Here is a 5357-nt window from a genome sequence, read left to right on the forward strand (position 1 = left end):
GGCGAGCCGGCGTTCTTCCTGCTGGGCACGGGTGAGCTTTGAGGGCTTCCAACCAGACATACCCGCTCAGTATAACAATGATAATTTACGCCGAGATCAATAAGCCAGGAGGCCGCCAAGGGAGCGTGAAGCCCCCTTAAGCTCGCCTGAAGGCGCGGCAGAGTCAGGACGTGCCACCTTCGGAGCATGACCGACGACACGCGCGACACCGTCCTCCCTGACCCAGCAATGGTGAGCGAGGACAGCCCAGTCTACCAGCCTCCCGCCGGTGCCGAGGAAACCGACCTCGCCGATGCCGCCGTGGACGGCACAAGCGCCTCGCATTACGGGGCCAACGACCCGGCCCTCTACAAGAACAGCGACAGAACGAACCAGGACTGACCACGTCTGCGCTACCCTGGGTGGCATGACACAACCCGAGACGTGGGTGTCGTTGCGGCGTCACTGGCAGGAACTAGCGGACCTGGGTGGCATTAGCTCCCTGCTGCGCTGGGACCAGAGCACCTACCTGCCCCGTGCCGCCGCCGCGGGCCGGGCGCGGCAGGCGGCGCTGCTGTCGGGGATTCGCCACACGCGCGCCACCGATGCAGCGTACGGCCGTCTGCTTGACGAGGCCACGGCGTTGAGCGACCTGAGCTCCACGCAGACGCGCATGCTGGCCGTGGCCCAGCGCAATTTTGACCGGGCCACGCGCCTGCCCGCCGCCTTCGTGCAGAACTTCTCGCAGCACGCAGGCGAAACGTATTCCGCCTGGGTGCAGGCGCGACCTGAGAACGACTTTGCCCGCCTGGCTCCGCTGCTGGACAAGACGCTGGACCTCAGCCGGCAGGAGGCCGCGTATTTCCCCGAATTTGCCACGCCGATGGATTACTTCATAGATTCGGCTGATGAAGGCATGACCGCCGCGCAGGCGAACGCCGTGTTCACAGCGCTACGGGAGGCCCTGGTGCCGATGGTGGAGTCGGCGGCGGCGGCCGAGGTCCGTACGGATTTCCTGTCGCGGCACTACCCCGTGCAGACCCAGCTGGCCCTGGGCGAGGCAATTGCCCGCGATTACGGCTACGACGCGTCGGCCGGCCGCCAGGACCTGACCGCCCACCCCTTCATGACCCGCCTGGGCGCCCACGACGTGCGGATCACGACCCGCGTACGCGAGGACGACCCCACCGACGCCCTCTATTCCACCCTCCATGAAGCCGGGCACGCCATGTACGAGCAGGGCGTGGCCGAGGACCTGCTGGATACGCCTCTGGGCGGCGGCGTGAGCGCCGGGGTTCACGAAAGCCAGTCGCGGCTGTGGGAAAACCTCGTGGGGCGTTCGCGCGCCTTCTGGGCGGGGCAGTTTGGACGCCTGCGCGACGCCTTTCCCGAACAACTGCGTGACGTGACCGAGGACGAGATGTTCCGTGCAGTGAACGTGGTGCGCCGAAGCTTGATTCGCACGGACGCCGATGAGCTGACCTACAACCTGCATGTGATCACCCGCTACGAGCTGGAGCGCGACCTGCTGAGTGGACAGCTGGCTGTGCGCGACCTGAGTGACGCGTGGCACGCGGCTTACCAAACGAATCTGGGCGTGCGTGCCCCCAGCGACGTAGACGGCGTGCTGCAGGACGTTCACTGGTACGGCGGGCGGATTGGCGGGGCCTTCCAGGGCTACACGATTGGCAACGTGCTGAGCGCGCAGTTTTACGCGGCGGCGCAGGCCGCGCAACCGGGGATGGAAGACGACATTGCACGCGGCGACTTCTCTCGGCTGCACGGCTGGCTGCGCGAACACGTCTATGCGCCGGGGCGGCTGTATACCCCCGGTGAGCTGGTGGAACGCGTGACGGGTCAGGCCATGATGGTGGAGCCCTATTTGGCGTATCTACGTGGCAAATACAGCGAACGGGGCACTCTCTGAGAATGGTCGTCCCGCAGGTAGGAACGTAACCTGGGGTAGCCCATTCATGCAGGTGGTGCCACGCACCAAGGAGGATGGCTCAGGAGGGCTGCCTTCCAGGAAGTCGCGGAGCTAGCTGCCGGGTGCCTGGACCACCCTGTGCCTCTGGCCGGCCGACGTCAACGGCCCACCAACCCGCAGGCCAGGCCATTTTGCTCTATGCCGAGTTCGGTTGAAGGCCCTTAAACCTGTCCTTGGCGGCCTCTAAGAGGGTAGTAACGTTATTGACGTGCACATCTCGAACCTTCGCAAAAAATTGCGGGATGTAGATGCGTGGGGCGCCGTCCGGACAGTGCGCGGCTTCGAGTACGCCCTGAAAGGGCAAAGCGCGAACTCCTGCCGTCAGGGGGAGGACACCCGCCACTCCACGGGATGGGTTGGTCAGATACACCAGTGTCCTCAGACGATTTTCTGGACGACACTCAAGGAAAAGTGTCCACCGTGGGCGTCTTCCTGAATAAGCGCGACGGTGACTCCACAGCACCGCCCATCCGATCCGGGGCCGAGCCCAGCCCCCTGAACTTCAAGCGGCATGGTCGGAAGTTCAGCCGGCGTCTCGACAGGAGGCCAGGACCCGCTCGTCATGCTGTGCAAGAACGCGCACAAATGCCTCGACCACCCGCGCGTCCAGCAGGACTCCCGCTTCTTTCTGAAGTTGCGCCACCGCGGCTTCCCGGGTCCAGGCCTTCTTGTACGGCCGTTCACTGGTCAGCGCGTCGTAGACGTCCACCACCGCGAACACCCGTGCCGCGAGGGGAATATCCATGCCTGCCAGTCCTTTGGGGTAGCCACTGCCGTCCCAGCGCTCCTGGTGGTACAGCACCACTTCCAGCGTGCTGGGCGGGAGCGACGGAATGTGCTGGAGCATTTCGTACCCAATGCCCGGGTGCCGCTTGATGACCGCCCACTCTTCAGCGTCAAGTTTGCCGGGCTTAAGCAGAATGGCGTCGGGAATGGCCACTTTCCCAGTGTCGTGCAGAAAAGCCCCCCAGCGCAACGCATCCAGATCATCGCCCAAGAAGCCCATGGCCTGACCGAGGCGTTGGGTCAGTTGAACGACCCGGTCCGTGTGTCCTTTTGTTTCATAGTCGCGGTATTCCAGAGCGAGACCCAGGGCCCGCAGGGTTTCCTCGCGTGACGTGTTGAGCTCGGCCAGGTGGTGCTGGCGCTCAAGCGCGTGGCTCAGCCGCGCGCCCACGCTACTCAGGAGTTGCCGGGTCCCTGGGCTGGTGGTGAGGGAATGATCAGTGCCGAACGCCAGGACACCCACCAGTGTGCGCTGCCTCATCACGGGCAGCAGGCACACGGACACCCAGTGAGACCTGGAAAGCACTTCTGGCGGATCCAGCAACACGTGATCCTCTTCCAGGAAATACGCCTGTCCCCGTCGTAAGGCGCGTGGGACAGGCGCGGCAATCCGGCCAGTAAATATGCCCTTCTCATTCACGCCGGAACTGGGCGGATCACCCGCTTCGGTCAGCCGACGCACCACCCCACCGGTGTACTCGAACGCGATCCCGTACTCGTACTCCGTCAGCGTCAGGCATTGATTCAGCGCTTCCGCCATCAACTCATCTGGCGAGTGCAGTTGCTCGAGGGAGACCGTGAAGTTCAGCAGGTGCTGATACCGCTCAAGCTGTCCGAGCAGCCGCTGCTCCGCGTGTCGGCGCTGACTGATATCGCGGGTAGTGCCGATAAAGCCGTTGATCTCCTTGGTTGCTGGGTCCCGCAGGGCCTTGAAGGACGTCTCCACCCACACGGCCGATCCATTCTGATGCCGCAGGCGGTACTCGAACTTCTCTTGCTCGAAGGTGGGGGTGAAGCGGCGGAGGTAGGCGTCCCGCAGGGCCGGCTGGTCTTCAGGGTGCACGGCGTGCAGGGGATCTGAGTTGAGCAACTCCTCCGGGTGAAAGCCGAGCATGTCCCAGGCGGACGGGGAGCAGTACTCCACGTGCCCGTCCCGACTGTACTGACGAACGAGATCCGTGGTGTTGTCCGCGAGCCGACGCAGGTTGTGGTGCAGCCGGCTGCGGTCAAGCGCATGTGCGCACTGGTCGGCAATCATTTGGAGAAAGCTGCGTTCGCGGGCGTCAAAGTGCCGGTTCTTCTCGAACGAGAGCGACAGGGCCCCGATGACCTGATGGTCCACCACCAGCGGAAGAACAGCGGCGCTCTGAAACTGAAGGGCCGGATCCCGATGGATCTCCGGGTAACGCGTCCTGAAGTCGGCTGCACTCATGTAGAGCGCGCGGTGCTCGCGGACGGCGTCGGTGACGGGTGCGTGCAGCGTGACGGGAAAGCGCATCCAGCATTTAACAGCAGACTCGGGATACCCGGCGTGTCCGACCAATTCGAGAAACTGCCCGTCTGGGGTGAGCAGACTGATCCCTCCAGCGGCTGCCTCCATAGCATTTAAGCCCGCATTGAGGACGACATCGAGGACGTCCGAGGGGTCATACGTCGCGCTGAGGGCCCGGCTGAGGCCCGTGAGGGCGGCGCGGTGGGTGTCCTGCTGGTGACGTTCGGTAACATCGTTCTGGAAACCGAGATAGTGCGTCACCTGGCCGGAAGCATTCCTGACTGGACTCAACGTGAGTTCGTTGTGGAAGAGGATGCCGTCCTTGCGGTAGTTGCGCAGGGTAACCGTGACACTCTCCCCCTGGTGAAGCGCCTGACGAACCTGATCCAAAGCCAGCTGCTGTTTATCCTGTCCCTGGAGAAAGCGGCAATTGCGCCCCAGGATCTCATCCTGGCTGTACCCGGTCAGCCGCTCAAAGGCGGGGTTGGCGTACACAACGGGGTGATCTCCCTTGGTGGCGTCGGTGATGACGACACCGACCACACAGGCCTGAAGCGCATCGGTCAGGAGGGAAGGAGGTAATGCGGATGGTGTCATCTGTTGCCCTCCTTCAAGTATGAAAGTGAAGAAGAACTGGTCGTCGTTGGTCGCATAAGTATGCGCTTTCTGGATACCGAGGACAGATGTGTGGCGTTCATCAACATTTGACTTCGCGCCTCGTCATGAACTGACCCATTGGATGGATGGCAGGTGGCTCAGCCCTTGTGCCCACTATCTTTCTCGAGCGGCTTTATTGATCACGGTGCGGCTTGGCACTGATAGTCTTGATGCATGCCCGGCTGGCAGCCCGCCCGTTATTCCCGTGCTCAACTCGAAGAGCGTCGCCTCGCGGCGCTTGAATGGATCGCACGCGGGACGCACAAGAATCAGCAGATTGCCGATCACTTCGGGGGCTCGGTGCACACCGTGTACAGCTGGAAAGGTCGGCTCAAACGAAACGGCAGTCTGTCTTCAGGCCACGGTGGCCAGCGGTCCAGCCTCACGGCTCACGGCAGAGCAAGGGGAGCAGTTGCGCACCCTCCGGAGGGAGGGTGCTGTGCATCACGGCTTTGG

General features: G+C 63.3%; 5 protein-coding genes. 4 read left to right on the top strand and 1 reads right to left on the bottom strand.

Translation table 11 applies throughout. The features are described 5' to 3' along the window. The first annotated feature begins 186 nt into the window (after window positions 1-186). The 3 genes from IEY49_RS21020 to IEY49_RS22060 all read left to right on the top strand — a co-directional run bounded on the left by IEY49_RS21020 (window position 187) and on the right by IEY49_RS22060 (window position 2402). Window positions 187-381, top strand: coding sequence for a hypothetical protein (locus IEY49_RS21020; RefSeq protein WP_189012352.1), 195 nt, complete (start codon window positions 187-189; stop codon window positions 379-381). A gap of 25 nt (window positions 382-406) precedes the next feature. Further along, window positions 407-1906 carry a carboxypeptidase M32 gene (locus IEY49_RS21025; protein ID WP_189012354.1) on the top strand — a complete coding sequence of 500 codons (1500 nt, stop codon included), beginning with the start codon at window positions 407-409 and terminating at the stop codon, window positions 1904-1906. Window positions 1907-2168: 262 nt separating this feature from the next. Next, complete coding sequence (locus IEY49_RS22060; RefSeq protein ID WP_189012357.1) at window positions 2169-2402, top strand: hypothetical protein; 234 nt, start codon at window positions 2169-2171, stop codon at window positions 2400-2402. An 87-nt stretch (window positions 2403-2489) separates the two neighbouring features. Here IEY49_RS22060 and IEY49_RS21035 read toward each other — a convergent pair whose 3' ends face one another. After that, window positions 2490-4841: a PAS domain S-box protein gene (locus tag IEY49_RS21035; RefSeq protein ID WP_189012355.1), complete on the bottom strand. Its 2352-nt coding sequence runs from the start codon at window positions 4839-4841 to the stop codon at window positions 2490-2492. A 234-nt stretch (window positions 4842-5075) separates the two neighbouring features. Between IEY49_RS21035 and IEY49_RS22065 the strand changes: the two genes are divergently transcribed. Further along, window positions 5076-5357: helix-turn-helix domain-containing protein (locus tag IEY49_RS22065; protein ID WP_189012356.1), on the top strand; the 282-nt coding region annotated here is incomplete at its 3' end.

The sequence above is a fragment of the Deinococcus malanensis genome (genome assembly GCF_014647655.1).
GTDB classification, from domain to species: domain Bacteria; phylum Deinococcota; class Deinococci; order Deinococcales; family Deinococcaceae; genus Deinococcus; species Deinococcus malanensis.

Coding starts and splice junctions, on each gene's coding strand:
- IEY49_RS21020 (WP_189012352.1), top strand. CDS start 187: ATGACCGACGACACGCGCGACACCGTCCTCCCTGACCCAGCAATGGTG.
- IEY49_RS21025 (WP_189012354.1), top strand. CDS start 407: ATGACACAACCCGAGACGTGGGTGTCGTTGCGGCGTCACTGGCAGGAA.
- IEY49_RS21035 (WP_189012355.1), bottom strand. CDS start 4,841: ATGACACCATCCGCATTACCTCCTTCCCTCCTGACCGATGCGCTTCAG.